Raw genomic sequence first — 15813 nt, forward strand, 5'->3', positions numbered from 1 at the left:
CCGACCCGCTCAGGCGCCGAGCCGCTCGCCCTCCGCGATCCGCACCCCGCGCGCCCAGTCCGCCGCGAGCATCGGCTTCTTGCCCTGCGGCCGCACCCAGGTCAGCTCGACGGCATGGCTGCCGGTGCCCACGTACACGGCCTTCTTGGTGACGGCCGGCAGACCGGGCTCCAGATCCGTACGGTCCGCCACCGGCCGCGCCGAGACGACCTTCAGCCGCTCCCCCCGGAAGGTGGTCCACGCGCCCGGGGCGGGGGTGCACGCCCGCACCAGCCGGTCGACGCGCAGCGCGGGCGCCGTCCAGTCGATCTCCGCGTCCTCGACGGTGATCTTCGGGGCGAGCGAGATGCCCTCGGCCGACTGCTCCACCGGGCGCAGGGTGCCGTTCTCGATGCCGTCCATCGTCGCCTCGAGCAGCCCCGCACCGGCGAAGGCGAGCCGGGTCAGCAGATCGCCGCTGGTGTCGGTGGCCCGCACCTGCTCCGTGACCACCCCGAACACCGGCCCGGAGTCCAGCCCTTCCTCGATCTGGAAGGTCGAGGCGCCGGTCATCTCATCGCCCGCCAGCAGGGAGTGCTGCACGGGGGCCGCACCCCGCCAGGCCGGGAGCAGCGAGAAGTGCAGATTGACCCAGCCGTGCGCGGGGATCTCCAGCGCGGCCTTGGGCAGCAGCGCGCCGTAGGCCACCACCGGGCAGCAGTCCGGCGCGATCTCGGTGAGCCGGGACAGGAACTCCGGATCCCGCGGCTTGGCGGGCTTGAGCACCTCGATCCCCGCCTCCTCGGCCCGCTCGGCGACCGGGCTGGCCACCAGCCGACGGCCGCGTCCGGCGGGCGCGTCGGGACGGGTCACCACGGCCACCACCTCGTGCTTCCCGGACGCGATCAGCGCGTCCAGAGCGGGCAGGGCGACCTCGGGGGTACCGGCGAAGACGAGCCTCATGGGTGGCGAACTACCTCTCACACAGCGGATACGGCGGGAACGTCGCGAACAGCGTCTGAAGTCTATGGTCCGCCGTCCGAGGGGGCGTACGAGCGGACTGCCGCACGCCCCGGACCGTGACCGACGGGCGGGTACCGCGTTGGTCAAGGCAGATTGACCGCATCGGGCCGCTGTCGCGGCCCGATCCATTTCCGCCGTCCGTCCGACTCCCCCGATCCAGCCCCAGCGCTCCCCCTCCAACTCCCCCATCTCATCCCCCCATCTCCCATCCCCCGTCAACGCCGGTTCGAGAGGCTTGTTCATGGCCGACCACGCAACTCATGACGCCCAGGCACGGGCCAGCCTGCACCTCCTGGTCCGGGACATCGAGCGGGTCCGCCGCCAGGTGGACGCGCTGCGTACGCTCACCGCCCAGCTCGGCAATGTCTACCGCCCCCGTCGCACCGGCCCGTCCGCCGGTTTCGTGGTGTACGGACGCGCCCCGGCCCCCACCGTGCGGCTCGCCCAGGAACTGCGGGACAGCGTCGAGACGCTGGTCACGGCCGCGGTCGACTTCGACCGCTCGCTCGGCTTCTCCTGGGACGCGGTGGGTTCGGCGCTCGGCGTCACCAAGCAGGCGGTGCACCGCCGTTACGGCGCCCGCCGGGCCGCCGCGCAGAGCGCGGCCGAGGGCGGCGAACCGTCCACGGGCCGTCCGGCCGAGCCCGCCCCGCTGCCCTCGGTGCCCGCCGCCCGCACGGTCCCCCCGCAGTCGACCCCGTCCCTCCGCGAGGACCCCCGCCCGAGCGCTTTCCCGAGCCCCCGGCCATCCCTCTAGGGGCCGGCCCCCGGCCATCCCTCTAGGGGCTCGGCTCTCCCCCAGCCACCGCTGGGAGGTGCCCCCGCCGGGCTCACCCGATGTCCAGGGGATCCACCCGCACCGCGGGGTCCCTGTCCCCCCGGGCCAGACGGCGGGCCTTCGCCTCCTTGAGGGCTGCCGCGAGGGCGCTGCCCTGGCCGGGGCGGACCCGTAGCAGGGCGCGCTCCCAGACCTCGCCCGCGGGCGGGTCTCCGGGGCGGCGCGGGCGGCCGGGGGGCGGCGGGGGCAGCGGGACCGGGCCCAGGGTCTCGGCCCCCTCGGGGAGCCGGGTCGAGGCGATCAGCTCGGCCACCGCCTCCGCGGGGCCGGTCACGGCCGCCATCCGGGAGATCGGCGGGAAGCCCAGATCAGACCGCTCGGCCAGCTCCCGCGCCGCATAACCGGCCGGGTCCCAGCGCACCAGCGCCTGAACGGGCCGCAGCGTCGGCTCGGCCATGATCACCACCGTGCCGCCCCGGCCGTCGTCCCCCTCCTCCCCATGGCCGCGGACCAGTGAGGCCGCCTCCAGCCAGTGGCGCAGCGCGTCCTCGCCCGCGCGCAGATCGGGGCGGCCGAGCAGGGCCCAGCCGTCGAGCAGCAGCGCCGCGGCGTAGCCGCCCTCCGCGACCGGTTCGGCGCCCGGTGTGCTCACGACGAGCGCCGGACGGTCGGGGACGGACGTCAGCACATGGTCACGGCCCGATGTGCGGACGGGCACGGACGGAAAGGCACGGCCCAGCTCCTCGGCGGTGCGCCGGGCCCCGACGATGGACGCCCGCAGCCGGACGCCCCCGCATTCGCGGCAGTGCCAGGCGGGCTCGTCCCGCCCGCACCAGCCACACACCAGATGGTCCGCGTCCCGCGCCTCCAGGGGGCCCGAGCAGTGCGCACAGCGCGCGGGCTCCCGGCAGCGCTCACAGGCGAGCTTCGGCACATAGCCCCGGCGCGGCACCTGCACCAGCACCGGGCCGCGGGTCAGCGCCTCCCGTACGGTCTGCCAGGCGATCGTGGGCAGCCGGGCGGCGCGGGCCTCCGCGTCCCGGGCCACCTCGCCCTCGTCGACCGTACGGATCAGCGGAGCCGCCGCCCGGACCCGCTCGCGGTCGGCCTCGAGCGGGCGGGCCCAGCCGTTCTCCACCAGCTGGGCGGCCTCGACGGTGCGGCCGAGGTCGCCCAGCAGAAAGCCGGTCTTCTCATGGACGGCGCGCAGCAGCAGCACATCGCGGGCATGCGGCTGCGGCAGCCGGTCGTCGCTGTGACTGCGGTCCCCGTCGTCCCAGATCCCCACCAGCCCGAGGTCCCGGACCGGTGCGAACATCGCCGCCCGGGTGCCCACCACCGCCCGGACCGAGCCCCGACTGACCGCCAGCCAGCGGCGGTAACGCTCCTCGGGCCCGAGGTCGGCGGTGAGCAGCACATGCCGCCCCGGGCCGCCGAGCGCCTCCGTGAGCGCGGCGTCCACCCGCTCGGCGGTCCGCCCGTCCGGCACGACGACGAGCGCCCCGCGCCCGGACGCGAGCGTGGCGGCCACGGCGGTGGCCCACTCCAGGGGCCAGTGCGGCCCGGGCAACGCGGTCCATACGGCACGCGGCCGGTCCCCGCGCACCAGCGCCTCCAGGAACCCGGCCCCGGCCGGATAACGCGCCCAGCTCCCGGGCGCGGGCGGCTCCGGCGGGGGCAGCGGCGGCGGTGACGGCTCGCCCTCGGCGCGGGCGTTGCGCTTGGGCAGGGCCAGCTGGAGCACATCGGCGAGCGATCCGGCGTACCGGTCGGCCACCGCCCGGCACAGCGCCAGCAGCCCCGGCCCCAGCACCTGCTCCGTGGAGACCACCTGCGCGAGGGCGGCCAGCGGGCCCCGGTAGTCGGACTCGGCGACGCGCTCGATGATGTACCCGTCGAGCAGCCCGCCCCCCTCGCGCCGCCCCTCACGCACCTTCCCGGCCCCGGCCCCGAACCGCACCCGCACCCGCACCCCGGGCCGGGCCTCGGCGTCCATCTCGGCCGGCACCGCGTAGTCCCACAGCTTGTCGAGGTGGACCGGCCCCTTGTCGACCAGCACCCGAGCCACCGGCCGCTCCGCGGCCAGCGCCGCCCCCCGCCAGGTCCGCGGCTTGGCCTTGGGCACCTTGGCCTTGCGCACCGTCTCCCGAATGAGCGCGAGCTGCTCCCCCTCCGGCACCTCCGCCGGATCCCCCGGCCGCTCGTTGTCCCTGCTCACAGCTTCAGTCCTACCAGAAGCCACCGACATGGACTCGGTGTCCGGCCATCGCCCGGCCATCTCGACAGGTCGGGCCGATTGCACTTGCCTGCCAAGAGGAAACGGGAAACCCCCCATTTCGCCTTGTTCCACTGTGCTGCCCGGCCGCAATCTGACACGCGGCGGCCGCTGGCTGCTCCGGTGGACGGTCACGGAGGTCGATGTGCTGGAGCAGTCGCACGAGTTCGGGCGAGAGCTGCGCAGGCGACGTCTCGCGGCGGAGCTTTCGCTGGAGCAACTGAGCAAGTTGGTCCACTACAGCAAAGGCCAGCTCAGCAAGGTGGAGCGGGGGCTCAAGCGCCCCACGCCGGAGCTGGCCAGGCTCTGCGACACGCAGTTGACGGCGGGAGGCGCGCTGGCCGGCCTGGTGCCCAACCAGGCCCCGGCGGCCCTCGGCGTCCCGGATCCCCATCAGGACGGTGAGGTGTGGTTGATGCGCTTGGGCAAAAACGGGTCGAGCTCCTTTCAGCAGATGGACCGCCGCCAGGTCATCGCGGCGGGAGCGTCCTCGTTCCTCGCGATGGGAGTCGACGGCATTCGTCTGTCGGCCGAGGCCGGCGGCATGAGCCTGGTCGACGCCTCCAGGGCGTTATTCGTCCAGTTCCGGCAGCTCGGCCAGGCGGCGGGGCCGGGAGCGGTGCTGCCGCCGCTGATCGCGCAGACCCACTCGCTGGAACAGCTGGCCTCCCGCTGCGGCGCCCGCGCACGGCGCGAGCTGCTGGTGCTCGCGTCCCGGTACGCCGAGTACACGGGCTGGATGGCACAGGAGTCCGGAAACGACGAGGCCGCGCTGTGGTGGACGGACCGGGCGGTGGCACTGGCGACGGCGGGCGAGGATCGCGGTCTGGCCACGTACGGCCTGGTCCGCCGGGCGCTGATCAGCCTCTTCCGGGGAGATGTGGGGCAGGCCGTCGAACTGGCCGAGGCCGCGCAGGCCAGCGACGCGCCACCCCGCATTCGCGGCCTGGCAGCGCAGAAACTCGCCCAGAGCCACGCAGTGGCCGGAGACCACACCAGCTGTATGCACAGCCTGGATCAGGCCCGCGAGCTGCTGGCCCTCGACGCCAGGGAGCAGGACGCACCGGTGATCGGCACCTCACAACTGACCGATGTGGTGTCCATGTTCACCGGCTGGTGCCTGTACGAGCTGGGTCGGCCTCAGCAAGCCGCCGAGACCCTGGACCAGGAGACGGCCAAACTGCCGCAACACGCGCTGCGCTCCCGATCCCGGTACGGCGTCCGCACGGCTCTGGCCCATGCCACGGCAGGAGAGATCGACCACGCCTGCGAGCTGACACGCGGCCTCCTCGACACCATCGGCCTCGTCCACTCGGCAACCATCGGCACCGATCTGCGCCGCCTGGCGCGCGTGCTCGGCCGTCACCCGCGCAATCCCTCCGTGCGCTCCCTGAGCCCGGACCTCTCCGCCGTTCTGACCACCACAACAACCTAGAAAGGCATCGGCACCGTGGAAGAAGTGTTCCTCAACTACCGCACCAAGGACGGCAAGGAAGTCGCGTACATCTTCGACGAGAAGCTGTCGGCGCGGTTCGGAAGCGAGAACGTGTTCCGCGCCACCAAGTCCATCGATGCCGGAGCCGACTACGGCGAAACCATGCTCGGCCGTGTCCGGCGCAGTAGCGTGCTGCTCGCGCTCATCGGGGACGCCTGGCTCGACGCCCCCGACCGGAAACGCCCGGGGCGCCGGGCGCTGAACGATCCGCAGGACTGGGTACGCCAGGAGATCGAGGAGGCGTTCGCCCACGGCGTGCTGGTCGTTCCCGTTCTGCTGGGCCGAGGCATGGAGCAGTTGGAGCCGCGCCGCCTGCCGAAGTCACTGACCGCGCTGGCCGAGTGCCAGTACGAGCGGTTCTCGCTACGGAGCCCCGACACCGACATCAAACGATTGGGTGACCGCCTCGTACGCCAGGTACCGACGCTGGCCGCCCTCGACCGGAAGCCGCCCGCCCGCAAGGACACGGACGCCACGAACCAGCCGACCGGAGGCGTCCACAACACCGGGCAGAGCGGCGGCATCAACACCCTGAACGGACCGCTCGGCACGTTCATCCAGGACTCCCACGGTCCGCTGCACACTGGTAACGGTCCGCAGCACGCACCGCAGTTTCAGGGCGAGAACACCAATTACATCGCTCGGGACAACCACGGCGGGGTCCATTTCGGTCCGGCGAAGCGCCAGGACGAAAATGAGGACGAGCGATGAGAGAGGGCCCCACCACACATGTCGGCGCCGCTCACGGCCCCACGGCCACGGGGCCCGGACCGCAGTACAACAATTACTACTTCGAGGCGGCATCACGGCTACGGGTCCAGGGGAAGGATCCACGGACCCTGGCCCAGGACACGCTGGACCGGCTCTCCCAGTGCTTCGTCCCACCGCCAGGGATCGGCCGGGCACGCGATCTGCTGAGCCGCCACAGCACCGTCCTGATATCCGGGCCACCCGGCAGCGGCCGGCGCAGCGCGGCCATGATGCTGCTACACGAGTTGAGTGACAACAGCGGGCCACCACGCGAGCTGGACATGCAGGACGAGCAGCCATTCTTGGACGCCAGAGCCGTGGGGAAGTGCGATCGCATCCTGCTCGACCTGTCGGGCGCGAGCGAGCGCCACGAAGCGGTCTGGCCCGAGTTATCCGGATTACGGTCCGTGGTGCGGCAGCGCGCGGCGTGGCTCACCGTCGTTCTGCCCCAGCCGTCCATCCGCCACGAGGCCGAGCTGCTCCCCATCACCGCGGAGATCAAACGGCCGAAGACAGACGAGATGCTCATGCGGCATCTGCGGGTCGATGACATCCGCCCATCTCTCGACCAGTTGGCCGCCCCGGACCTGGCACGGTACCTGGAGAGCGCTCGCGCGGGCGACGTCGCCCGGCTCTCGGACCTCATCCGGCGCGCCCGGGACGAGGGAGATCCGGGAGACGGCTTCCCCCAATGGAGGAAACGGGCCCTGGGGGCGCTCGACGACCGGAACGGGGAGGTGGGGAAGTTCGTGGCGGGCCTGAACGACGGACGCCCGCGGGCGCTGCTGCTCTCCCTGGCCATGTTCCACGGCTCTACCCCCGAGACCGTCCACCGCGCCGCCACCGAGCTGCTGAAGGCCATCGACCATCCCGAACTGGAGGAACCACGGCTGAACCATCCGGATCTGAGCCAGCAGTTCGAGGCCATCAAGGCGCGGACCGGTGCGGACGGACACGTCCGGTTTGAGGAGTGGGCGTACGACCCCGCCGTCCGCGCCCACTTCTGGACGTACTACCCCGATCTGCGGACCGGGTTCCGTACCTGGGTACGGACGTGTGCCGACTGGCTCGCCCCGGACATGCGCGACGCTCTCGTCAGCCACTTCGCCGAACAGTCGCTGCGCACGGGCCACCCCGAGGACCTCTGGTCGCTGGCTGAGGAGTGGACCGCGCCGGAGTCCTCCGAGCGGTTTGTGCCGGATGCGGCCCAAGCCCTTGCCGCGGGGCTGCTGGACGACCGGCACGGCCGTGCCACCCGCCAGAAGATCTACGATTGGGCGACGGCAAATCTGTCGAGGGGGCTCAGGAACGCCCTCGTCCCGGTCTGCGCCGAGGTCATGTCGGTACGCCATCCCGACCAGGCCCTGGTCCGGCTGCGCCACCTCGCCCGACGGGAAGGCGGGGACGGGCGTCGTCCGGCGCTGGACGCCCTGCTCGCCCTCGCCCGCGGCGACGGCCGCCTCTTCCGGCTACTGCTCGACCGCGTCGATCCGGCCCAGTGGGCCACGGACACGGACATCTTCCTCGCACTGGCCGAGACCGCGTCCCGCACCCGCTCGCTCTACGTCAGCCCAGCGATTCGGAACGGGCTTGCCCGCGGCTGGGCGGAGGTGCTGCGCACACGGCCGCCCGAGGAGTGGAAGCGGCCGGTGGTGCGCTGGCTGGACGCCGCGAACGCGACGGTCACGCACCATGAGGCGCTGCTGGGTCTGCTTCTGGACGGCTGCGAGCGACGCGTCGAGGCGTTCAACCGGATGTACGTGCTCTCCCGCGACTGGGCCGCGGCGGCTCCCGTGGAGCGCGGCGAGCTCGCCGGACGGTTCGCATGGATGATCGACGTCGCGCAGGGCGTCCAGCCGCAGGAGGCCGCCCCATGAGCTCCGGCCACAAGACCATGGCAGGCTTCCTGACCGTCATCTGCGGAATGATCCTGACCATCGTCGGCCTACTGGTGGACTGGCCTCGCTGGGTCTGGCCCCTCGTGGCAGCACTGCTGCTGACCGGCGTGGCCTTCGCTCTGAGGGCGACGTCGCGGCCTTCGGGGCCGATTCCGCCGAGCCACATGCTGGAGCCGGATCTGCCGAATCCCCGAGCCGGAGCGCTGGGAGCGGGTGGTGAGCGATGTCGCACTGCCCAGTTCCATCCCGGACTACGACTTCCTCTTCTCCGCCACGGTCCGGTGGTGCCCGGGAGACGCCTCGGGCGACGCCCCGTACATCAATCCGGGAGCGCTTGCGGTCGACGCGGTCCTCGACCGGGCCCGGCGCATCACCGCCACCCAGCCACCGCATCGGAGTTCACTCGCCCAGCATCAGCTGAACGGTGCGCTCGGCACCATGACGACGGATCCGACGGGACGGGTGAAGGCCCTGGCCGAGGACGTCACGCTCCGGCTCACCGAGGCGGACCTGGCACGGCTGCACAAGCTGTCGACCGTACGCAAGGACGAGGACGTCTGGGAACACGAGCGCAATTACGAGCGCAACAAACGCGCGTACCTCGGCGACGATGTGTTCAAGGACACGGGCAGCGCCGTGGTCTGGTGGATGGCGAAGAACGACGATCATGTCGAGAAGGCAGTCGACCTCATCGGGCCGCTCGCGCAGCTGTCGTCGGCGGCCAACAACACGGAGCTCCCCGAGCGGTTCCAGCACCTGATACGCGGCTTCCCGCCCGAGCAGGAGCCGCAGCGGGGCGACGCCGAGCCTTCGCTCGGCGACCTCTTCTCGGACGGCCCCTTCCGGGCCACGCCCGCGTACGACGAAGCAACCACTACTGACCTGCTGGAACGGCTGATGGACCGACTGGGTCTGGAAGAGGACTCCGACGCCCGGGCCGCGTTCGCGCGGAGGGTCGCGGACGCGTTGCGTGCGCAAGGCCTCGAGAACGTCGCGGAGGAGGTCAAGCAGCGCTTCGACGCGCCGCCACCGCCGCCCGACCCGGAGTGGGGCCCGGACCCCGACGACAACGACAAGGCCGCCTGATACGGGGCGAAGGCCCGGACGCCGCAGGGCGTCCGGGCCTTCGTCGGGGTCCGTGAATCGAGCCGGGGCCTACAGACCCGCCGCCGCGCGGAGGGCGTCTACGCGGTCGGTGCGCTCCCAGGTGAAGTCGGAGTGCTCACGGCCGAAGTGGCCGTACGCCGCGGTCTGGGCGTAGATCGGGCGGAGCAGGTCGAGGTCGCGGATGATCGCGGCCGGGCGGAGGTCGAAGACCTCGGAGATGGCCTTCTCGATCTTCTCGGCGTCGACCGCCGCCGTGCCGAAGGTCTCGACGAAGAGGCCGACCGGCTCGGCCTTGCCGATGGCGTACGCGACCTGCACCTCGCAGCGCTGGGCGAGGCCGGCGGCCACCACGTTCTTGGCGACCCAGCGCATGGCGTAGGCGGCGGAGCGGTCGACCTTGGAGGGGTCCTTGCCGGAGAAGGCGCCGCCGCCGTGGCGGGACATGCCGCCGTAGGTGTCGATGATGATCTTGCGGCCGGTGAGGCCGGCGTCGCCCATCGGGCCGCCGATCTCGAAGCGGCCGGTCGGGTTCACCAGCAGGCGGTAGCCCTCGGTGTCGAGCTTGATGCCGTCCTCGACCAGCTCGTTCAGCACGTGCTCGACCACGAATTCCCGGATGTCGGGTGCCAGCAGCGAGTCCAGGTCGATGTCGGAGGCGTGCTGCGAGGAGACGACGACGGTGTCCAGGCGGACGGCCTTGTGGCCGTCGTACTCGATGGTGACCTGGGTCTTGCCGTCGGGGCGCAGGTAGGGGATGGTCCCGTTCTTGCGGACGTCGGACAGCCGGCGGGAGAGCCGGTGCGCCAGGTTGATCGGCAGCGGCATCAGCTCGGGCGTCTCGTCGCAGGCGTACCCGAACATCAGGCCCTGGTCGCCCGCGCCCTGCTTGTCCAGCTCGTCCTCGTCACCCTCGACCCGGAGCTCGTAGGCGGAGTCCACGCCCTGGGCGATGTCCGGGGACTGTGAGCCGATCGACACCGAGACGCCGCAGGAGGCGCCGTCGAAGCCCTTCTTCGACGAGTCGTAGCCGATGTCGAGGATCTTGTTCCGCACGAGCGCCGCGATCGGGGCGTACGCCTTGGTCGTCACCTCGCCGGCCACATGCACCAGGCCGGTGGTGATCAAAGTCTCGACCGCGACCCGGGAGTGCGGGTCCTCCCGCAGAAGGGCGTCGAGAATGGTGTCGCTGATCTGGTCAGCGATCTTGTCGGGGTGACCCTCGGTCACAGATTCCGAGGTGAACAGGCGGCGGGACACATCGCTCCCTGGGGTTGCAGCGGCTGCTGGCTGATCATGGTCGGGACCGCGCGGGGGCTGCGCCCGATGCGGTTCCTGGGCCAGTTTATCCGGCACGTCCACCGGTCAAGCATCCCCGTCCCACAGAACGGGCAGGCCCGTGACCGGGAACATACCTTGCCTCAAGCCGAAATACAGCCCCACCCCGCCGTGGCGGGAATGTGTCATGAGCCCGATCGGCCGTGTCCTGGCCCCGTCGAGCCCGTCGGAATCGCCTGTCGGGATTGCCTGTCGAGCCTGTCGGGATTGCCCGGCGGGCCCTGCCGGGATCGCCCGGCGGGCCCTGCCGGGATCGCCCGGCGGGCCCTGCCGGACGGGACCCGGCGAGCCCCGGGTCCGCGCTCAGCCCAGGCGGCCGGCCACCAGGTCCCAGACGGTGTCGGCGAGCGCGCCCTTGGGGCCGTACGGCACGGGCGTCTCGGTGCCGTCGGCGCCGAGCACCACGGCCTCGTTGGTCTCGGCGCCGAAGGTCTTGTGCTCCCCGACCTCGTTCACCACCAGCAGATCGCAGCCCTTGCGGACCAGCTTCGCGCGGCCGTTCGCGAGCACGTCGTCGGTCTCGGCGGCGAAGCCGACCACGATCTGGCCGGGGCGGGCGCGCTCCGCGGAGATCTCGGCGAGGATGTCCGGATTCCGTACCAGGGTGAGCGGCTCGGGCTCCTGGCCCTCGCGCTTCTTGATCTTCCCCTCGGCGTACCGCGCGGGGCGGAAATCGGCGACGGCGGCGGCCATGACCACGGCGTCGGCGTCCGCGGCGGCCTTGAGGACGGCCTCCCGCAGCTGTGCCGCGGTGCCCACGCGCACCACATCGGCGCCGGCCGGGTCGGGCAGCTCGCTGTTGGCCGAAACGAGCGTCACCCGCGCGCCCCGGGCGATGGCGGCACGGGCCAGGGCGTACCCCTGGCGGCCGGTGGAGCGGTTGCCGAGGAAGCGCACCGGGTCCAGTGGCTCGCGGGTACCTCCGGCGCTGACCACGACATGGCGGCCGGCCAGATCGGCGGTGAGCGCCTCGGTGCCGCGGGCCAGCACCCGGCGGCAGACCTCGAAGATCTCCCCGGGGTCCGGCAGGCGTCCCTTGCCGGTGTCCACCCCGGTGAGCCGCCCCACGGCGGGTTCGATGACGATGGCGCCGCGGCGGCGCAGCGTCGCCACGTTCTCCTGGGTGGCGGGGTGCTCCCACATCTCGGTGTGCATCGCGGGCGCGAAGACGACCGGACAGCGCGCGGTGAGCAGCGTATTGGTGAGCAGGTCGTCCGCCAGGCCATGGGCGGCCTTGGCGAGCAGATCGGCGGTGGCGGGGGCGATCACGACCAGATCGGCGGACTGGCCGATGCGGACGTGGGGCACCTCGTGGACGGACTCCCAGACCTCGGTCGCCGCCGGATGCCCGGACAGCGCCGACCAGGTCGCCTCGCCGACGAAGTGCAGCGCCGAGGCGGTCGGCACGACGCGTACGTCATGGCCGGACTCGGTGAGGCGGCGCAGCAGCTCACACGCCTTGTAGGCGGCGATCCCGCCACTGACGCCCAGGACCACCTCGGGCTTGTCCATCGCTCGGCTCTCCCCACCAGGTACGTCGTATGCCGCCAGGTACGTCGTATGCCGCATCGGGCGTTGCGTCCAGTCACGGTACGCCGGGTCGGCTCACGTACCCATGACACACCACGGGCCCGGCATCACTGCCGGGCCGGTGGCTCAAGCGATTCGAAACCTACTGAGCGGGGCCCTCGATGGCCTCGGAGGTCAGCAGGCCCGCGTTGATCTCACGGAGCGCGATCGAGAGGGGCTTCTCGTGGACGTGGGTGTCCACGAGGGGGCCGACGTACTCGAGCAGGCCCTCACCGAGCTGGGAGTAGTACGCGTTGATCTGACGCGCGCGCTTGGCAGCGTAGATCACCAGGCTGTACTTGGAGTCGGTGGCCTCGAGCAGCTCATCAATCGGAGGGTTGATGATCCCCTCGGGCGCGGTCATGGGAGAGGACACTCTCTAGCCTTCCTTATTTCGCCTGATGGCAAGAGTGAATCGAAGATCAAGCCACTCGCATCAAGGCTAGCAGCTCATTGGCCACGTCCTCGACGGAGGTATTGACCAAGGTCGTATCGAACTCTGACTCGGCGGCCAGCTCGGTCCGCGCGGCCGCCAGCCGCCGCTCGATCACCTCGGGCGCCTCGGTGCCCCGGCCGGTGAGCCGGCGCACCAGCTCCTCCCAGCTCGGTGGAGCGAGGAAGACCAGCTGCGCCTCCGGCATGGACTCGCGGATCTGCCGTGCGCCCTGCAGATCGATCTCCAGCAGCACCGGCTCGCCCGCGCCGAGGCGGTCCATGACCGCCTCGCGCGGGGTGCCGTAGCGGTTGCCCGCGAATTCGGCCCACTCCAGCAGCTCACCATTGGCTATGAGCTTGTCGAACTCCCCGTCGTCCACGAAGAAGTAGTGGACGCCGTCCCGCTCCCCGGGGCGCGGTCGCCGGGTCGTGGCGGACACCGAGAGCCAGACCTCGGGGAGTTCCTTGCGCATATGGGCGACGACCGTGCTCTTGCCGACCCCGGAGGGGCCGGAGAGCACGGTCAATCGCGGTCGTGCGGAGTGTGCTGCCATGAAGCGATTATCCAGGTTCCCGGGAGTGCCTGGAAACGCCGGGCCGGGGGTCAGCCGGCGGCGCCGCCGAACTCACGCTCGAGCGACGCGATCTGGTTTGAGCCCAGACCCCGCACACGACGGCTCTCGGAGATGCCGAGCCGCTCCATGATCTGCTTGGCGCGGACCTTGCCGACGCCGGGCAGGGACTCGAGGAGAGCGGACACCTTCATCTTGCCGATGACGTCGTTCTCCTGGCCCTGCTTGATGACCTCGTGCAGGGAGGCGCCGGAGTGCTTGAGTCGATTCTTGACCTCGGCGCGCTCCCGGCGAGCCGCGGCGGCCTTTTCTAGCGCGGCTGCGCGCTGTTCAGGGGTAAGGGGCGGAAGAGCCACGCCTACGTCACCTCGGATGTCGAACTGTCGGATATGGACCGGTGAGGAACCTAGTCGCCCCTCACCTGGGGAGCAACGCGCAACGCAGCAGCGCGTTCGCTCTCGTCGGAGACTAGCGGCCGATCCCGCTCCAGTCAGCGAGAACAGACGAAAAGTCCTGGTCAGACTCGCTCGACTCGGACATTTACGGACAAAGTAGCCGGGTTATTCGGCCACGGCACGCACTTCATCAGCCATTCGGGAGGCCGCCGCGACCAGCGACGCGGCGTCCGGACCGTGCCGGAGCACCCCCCGGCTGACGCTCGGCACGACATTTCGCACCGCCGCGCCGAAGACCGCCGGAAGATCGGCGGGGGTCGCGCCCTGGGCCCCGATGCCGGGGGCCAGCAACGGCCCGTCGATCGCCAGATCGGCGCCCAGCCGGTGCGCGGTGCCGCCGAGCGTGGCCCCGACGACGGCCCCGTACGAGCCGAGGCGGCCCTCGGCGGCCTCGGCGGCGTTCTCGGCCTTGAGCGCGGCCAGCACGGTGGCCGCCACGGTCGTCCCGTCGGGCCGTACCGCGTGCTGCACCTCGGCGCCCTCCGGGTTGGACGTCAGCGCCAGCGCGAAGACGCCCGCCCCCGCCGCCCGCGCCGCGTCCAGCGCCGGGCGCAGCGAGCCGAAGCCCAGGTAGGGGCTGACGGTGACCGCGTCCGAGAAGAGCGGGCCGGCCGGATCCAGATAGGCGGAGGCGTACGCGGCCATGGTCGAGCCGATGTCGCCGCGCTTGGCGTCCATCAGCACCAGCGCCCCGGCGGCGCGGGCGTCGGCGACGGCCCGCTCCAGCACCGCGATGCCGCGGGAGCCGAACCGCTCGAAGAAGGCCGACTGCGGCTTGAGGACGGCCACCCGCTCGGCGAGGGCGTCCACGACGGTCCGGGTGAACCGCTCCAGACCGGCCACGTCGTCCCCCAGGCCCCAGTCGGCGAGCAGGGAGGCGTGCGGGTCGATGCCGACGCAGAGCGGGCCGCGGGCGTCCATGGCGGCCCGTAGCCGGGTGCCGAAGGGGGTCGTCATGCGTTCTCCTTGTGGGCGGCCGCGCCGACGGCCTCGGCGAGGGTGGCGTACGGGCTCGCGGCCAGGCGGGCGGCAAGGCCGCGGTGGATCTCGCGGCACCAGAACGGCCCGCGGTAGATGAACGCGCTGTAGCCCTGTACCAGCGTCGCCCCCGCGAGGATGCGCTCCCAGACGTCGTCCGCGGTCTCGATCCCGCCGACCCCGACCAGGGTCAGCCGGTCCCCCACCCGGGCGTACAGGCGGCGCAGCACCGCCAGGGAGCGCGCCTTCAGGGGGGCGCCGGACAGGCCGCCGGTCTCGGCCGTGAGCCGGGCGGGGGAGGTGAGGCCGAGGCCGTCGCGCGCGATGGTGGTGTTCGTGGCGATGATGCCGTCCAGGCCGAGCTCGACCGCCAGATCGGCGACCGCGTCCACGTCCTCGTCGGCGAGATCCGGCGCGATTTTGACCAGAAGTGGCACCCTGCGGCCGGTGACCGTGCGGTCCGCGGCCTCGCGGACCGCGGTCAGCAGCGGCCGCAGGTGGTCCACGGCCTGGAGATTCCGCAGTCCGGGGGTGTTGGGCGAGGAGACGTTGACGACGAGGTAGTCGGCGTGGGCGGCGAGCCGCTCGGTGGACGTCACATAGTCGGCGACGGCCTCCGCCTCCGGGACGACCTTCGTCTTGCCGATGTTGACGCCGACCGTCGTGCGGAAGGCCGGGCGCCGGGCCGCGAGGCGGGCCGCGACCGCCGCCGAGCCCTCGTTGTTGAAGCCCATCCGGTTGATCAGGGCGCGGTCGGCGACCAGCCGGAAGAGCCGCCGCTTGGGGTTGCCGGGCTGCGGCTGGGCGGTGACCGTGCCGATCTCGACATGGTCGAAGCCCAGCATGGCCATGCCGTCGATCCCGGCGGCGTTCTTGTCGAATCCGGCGGCCAGCCCGAAGGGCCCGTGCATCCGCAGGCCCAGCGCCTCGGTGCGCAGCGCCGGGTGGCGGGGGGCGAGGACGGCGGCGGCGAAGGTCCGCAGGACGGGGATGCGGGCGGCCCGGCGGATCCAGGAGAAGGCCAGGTGATGGGCCTTCTCCGGGTCCATGCGCCGGAAGATCAGGTTGAAGAGGAGCGCGTACATGGAGGGCTTTCTGCCGAAGAGCGAGGACGTGGGCATGACGAGCGGTGGGCTCATGAAGAGGGGGACACCGGCCGGTGTC

At 71.9% G+C, this 15813-nt stretch carries 14 protein-coding genes; 5 read left to right on the forward strand and 9 right to left on the reverse strand.

Annotated elements, in window-relative coordinates; translation table 11 throughout:
• Positions 1 to 9 precede the first annotated feature (9 nt).
• A complete protein-coding gene (gene fmt, locus JK364_RS30280) occupies positions 10 to 942 on the reverse strand; it encodes a methionyl-tRNA formyltransferase (protein ID WP_201854538.1) in 933 nt (310 codons plus the stop codon).
• Positions 943 to 1243: 301 nt separating this feature from the next.
• Between fmt and JK364_RS30285 the strand changes: the two genes are divergently transcribed.
• Positions 1244 to 1759 (forward strand): hypothetical protein, encoded by a 516-nt coding sequence (locus JK364_RS30285; RefSeq protein WP_037951675.1) that lies wholly within the window; start codon positions 1244 to 1246, stop codon positions 1757 to 1759.
• 73 nt (positions 1760 to 1832) lie between these two features.
• On the opposite strand, the gene JK364_RS30290 is transcribed toward JK364_RS30285, so the two are convergent.
• On the reverse strand, positions 1833 to 3998 hold the full coding sequence (locus JK364_RS30290) for a primosomal protein N' (RefSeq protein ID WP_201854539.1): 2166 nt from the start codon (positions 3996 to 3998) through the stop codon (positions 1833 to 1835).
• Positions 3999 to 4131: 133 nt separating this feature from the next.
• Between JK364_RS30290 and JK364_RS30295 the strand changes: the two genes are divergently transcribed.
• The 4 genes from JK364_RS30295 (at position 4132) to JK364_RS30310 (ending at position 9284) form a co-directional block, all read left to right on the forward strand.
• On the forward strand, positions 4132 to 5490 hold the full coding sequence (locus tag JK364_RS30295; RefSeq protein WP_504942008.1) for an NsdA family TPR-like regulatory protein: 1359 nt from the start codon (positions 4132 to 4134) through the stop codon (positions 5488 to 5490).
• A 15-nt stretch (positions 5491 to 5505) separates the two neighbouring features.
• Positions 5506 to 6261, forward strand: a complete 756-nt coding sequence (locus tag JK364_RS30300) for a toll/interleukin-1 receptor domain-containing protein (protein ID WP_201854540.1) — start codon at positions 5506 to 5508, stop codon at positions 6259 to 6261.
• The gene (locus tag JK364_RS30305) at positions 6258 to 8177 is read left to right on the forward strand and encodes an nSTAND3 domain-containing NTPase (RefSeq protein ID WP_201854541.1); all 1920 of its coding nucleotides are present in this window, start codon (positions 6258 to 6260) and stop codon (positions 8175 to 8177) included. Before JK364_RS30300 ends, JK364_RS30305 begins: the two co-directional genes overlap by 4 nt.
• Before the next feature lie 237 nt (positions 8178 to 8414).
• Positions 8415 to 9284 (forward strand): hypothetical protein, encoded by an 870-nt coding sequence (locus JK364_RS30310; protein WP_230992728.1) that lies wholly within the window; start codon positions 8415 to 8417, stop codon positions 9282 to 9284.
• A 69-nt stretch (positions 9285 to 9353) separates the two neighbouring features.
• Here JK364_RS30310 and metK read toward each other — a convergent pair whose 3' ends face one another.
• The 7 genes from metK to JK364_RS30345 form a co-directional block, all read right to left on the reverse strand.
• The gene (gene metK / locus JK364_RS30315; protein ID WP_201854542.1) at positions 9354 to 10562 is read right to left on the reverse strand and encodes a methionine adenosyltransferase; all 1209 of its coding nucleotides are present in this window, start codon (positions 10560 to 10562) and stop codon (positions 9354 to 9356) included.
• A 381-nt stretch (positions 10563 to 10943) separates the two neighbouring features.
• Complete coding sequence (coaBC, locus tag JK364_RS30320) at positions 10944 to 12152, reverse strand: bifunctional phosphopantothenoylcysteine decarboxylase/phosphopantothenate--cysteine ligase CoaBC (RefSeq protein ID WP_201854543.1); 1209 nt, start codon at positions 12150 to 12152, stop codon at positions 10944 to 10946.
• 160 nt (positions 12153 to 12312) lie between these two features.
• Positions 12313 to 12573 carry a DNA-directed RNA polymerase subunit omega gene (gene rpoZ / locus JK364_RS30325; protein ID WP_020867048.1) on the reverse strand — a complete coding sequence of 87 codons (261 nt, stop codon included), beginning with the start codon at positions 12571 to 12573 and terminating at the stop codon, positions 12313 to 12315.
• Between the two features lie 58 nt (positions 12574 to 12631).
• Positions 12632 to 13198, reverse strand: a complete 567-nt coding sequence (gene gmk / locus JK364_RS30330; protein ID WP_201854544.1) for a guanylate kinase — start codon at positions 13196 to 13198, stop codon at positions 12632 to 12634.
• A gap of 50 nt (positions 13199 to 13248) precedes the next feature.
• Complete coding sequence (locus tag JK364_RS30335) at positions 13249 to 13572, reverse strand: integration host factor (RefSeq protein ID WP_009713618.1); 324 nt, start codon at positions 13570 to 13572, stop codon at positions 13249 to 13251.
• Between the two features lie 204 nt (positions 13573 to 13776).
• Entirely contained in the window at positions 13777 to 14628 is an 852-nt protein-coding gene (pyrF, locus tag JK364_RS30340; protein ID WP_201854545.1) for an orotidine-5'-phosphate decarboxylase, read from the reverse strand.
• Positions 14625 to 15734, reverse strand: coding sequence for a quinone-dependent dihydroorotate dehydrogenase (locus tag JK364_RS30345; protein WP_201854694.1), 1110 nt, complete (start codon positions 15732 to 15734; stop codon positions 14625 to 14627). Before JK364_RS30345 ends, pyrF begins: the two co-directional genes overlap by 4 nt.
• Between the last annotated feature and the right edge of the window lie 79 nt (positions 15735 to 15813).

Source organism: Streptomyces endocoffeicus (assembly GCF_016741935.1).
Lineage (GTDB): Bacteria > Actinomycetota > Actinomycetes > Streptomycetales > Streptomycetaceae > Streptomyces > Streptomyces endocoffeicus.

Bases quoted from the DNA above. Each gene is read 5' to 3' on its own strand.
- fmt (WP_201854538.1), bottom strand. From the start codon at position 942: ATGAGGCTCGTCTTCGCCGGTACCCCCGAGGTCGCCCTGCCCGCTCTG.
- JK364_RS30285 (WP_037951675.1), top strand. From the start codon at position 1,244: ATGGCCGACCACGCAACTCATGACGCCCAGGCACGGGCCAGCCTGCAC.
- JK364_RS30305 (WP_201854541.1), top strand. From the start codon at position 6,258: ATGAGAGAGGGCCCCACCACACATGTCGGCGCCGCTCACGGCCCCACG.
- coaBC (WP_201854543.1), bottom strand. From the start codon at position 12,152: ATGGACAAGCCCGAGGTGGTCCTGGGCGTCAGTGGCGGGATCGCCGCC.
- rpoZ (WP_020867048.1), bottom strand. From the start codon at position 12,573: ATGACCGCGCCCGAGGGGATCATCAACCCTCCGATTGATGAGCTGCTC.
- gmk (WP_201854544.1), bottom strand. From the start codon at position 13,198: ATGGCAGCACACTCCGCACGACCGCGATTGACCGTGCTCTCCGGCCCC.
- pyrF (WP_201854545.1), bottom strand. From the start codon at position 14,628: ATGACGACCCCCTTCGGCACCCGGCTACGGGCCGCCATGGACGCCCGC.
- JK364_RS30345 (WP_201854694.1), bottom strand. From the start codon at position 15,734: ATGTACGCGCTCCTCTTCAACCTGATCTTCCGGCGCATGGACCCGGAG.